The 1129-nt window shown below is 68.2% G+C and carries 1 protein-coding gene and 1 pseudogene; one reads left to right on the top strand and one right to left on the bottom strand.

All coding sequences use genetic code 11. From position 1 onward, the window contains the following. Window positions 1-176, top strand: a pseudogene (locus AB0C69_RS42485) (transposase); the annotation flags it as partial. Here AB0C69_RS42485 and folP read toward each other — a convergent pair. Beyond that, the gene (gene folP / locus AB0C69_RS42480; protein WP_360362675.1) at window positions 173-1075 is read right to left on the bottom strand and encodes a dihydropteroate synthase; all 903 of its coding nucleotides are present in this window, start codon (window positions 1073-1075) and stop codon (window positions 173-175) included. The pseudogene AB0C69_RS42485 and the gene folP overlap by 4 nt on opposite strands. Between the last annotated feature and the right edge of the window lie 54 nt (window positions 1076-1129).

The raw sequence follows: 1129 nt of genomic DNA, 5'->3' as shown, positions 1-1129 counted from the left end.
GGCTTCGACCCGGACCGCTACCGCCGCCGCAACGTCGTCGAACGCTGCTTCAACCAGCTCAAACGCTTCCGCGGCCTGGCCACCCGCTACGACAACTCGCCGCCCACTACCGCGCCGTGGTCACCATCGCCAGCCTCATCCTCTGGCTCAACCACGATCCACAAAACAGGCCCTAGACGACGTTGTGGCGGACGTAGGCGGGCGGGCGCCAGCCGAGGATGCTCTCGACCATGTTCACCGCCTGCCTCGCCTCCGCGACGTCGTGGACCCGGACGATGCGCGCGCCGCTCAGGATGGAGACGACGAGGGTGGCGATGGTGCCCTCGACGCGGTCGTGCTGGTCTCGCTCCAGGGTCTCGCCGATGAAGTCCTTGTTCGAGACGGCGACGAGCAGCGGGTAGCCGAGCTGTGCGATCTCCGGGAGGCGGCGGGTCAGTTCGAGCGAGTGGTGGGTGTTCTTGTTCAGGTCGTGGCCGGGGTCGATGATGATCCGGTCCGCCGGCACGCCGTGCTTCTCGGCCAGGGCCGCCCGCAGGCGCAGGAACTCGGCGACCTCGGTGACCACGTCGTCGTACTGCGGGCGAGGGTAGGGCGTCCGGGGGTCGGCGAGGCTGTGCGTGACGATGAGGGTCGCGCCGGCCTCCGCGACCACGTCGGCGAGGGCGGGGTCGTGCAGGCCGCTCGTGTTGTTCAGGACGTCGGCGCCGGCGGCGAAGGCGGCGCGGGCGACCTCGGGCCGGTACGTCTCGACGGAGATCACCGCGTCGGTGCGGGAGCGGGCGCCCTCGATGACCGGGACCACGCGGTCGATCTCCTCTTCGACGCTCACCGGAGGTCCCGGAGCGAAGGGGACGCCGCCGATGTCCAGCCAGTCGGCTTCGTGGACGAGCGCGTTCTCTACTGCGACCAATGCCTTGTCCAAGGCGAAAGTGCGGCCCCGGTCGTGGAATGAATCGGGAGTGCGGTTGATTATCGCCATCACGGCGACCTGCCGCGAGAAATCGAACGTGCGCCGCCCGATCGTCCGTTCGGGGCAAATAATCTCGGGGTAGTAGAAAGCGTTCTTTTCGCTCACAACTTCATCGTCCAAGACGTGTCGGATGCTTTCGCGGCCGCCCGCGCGGCTGAC

It is taken from the genome of Actinomadura sp. NPDC048032 (assembly GCF_040653175.1).
GTDB classification, from domain to species: Bacteria; Actinomycetota; Actinomycetes; order Streptosporangiales; family Streptosporangiaceae; genus Spirillospora; species Spirillospora verrucosospora.
The sequence above is the reverse complement of the archived record's forward strand: the minus strand, read 5'-3'. Positions and strand labels throughout refer to the sequence as shown.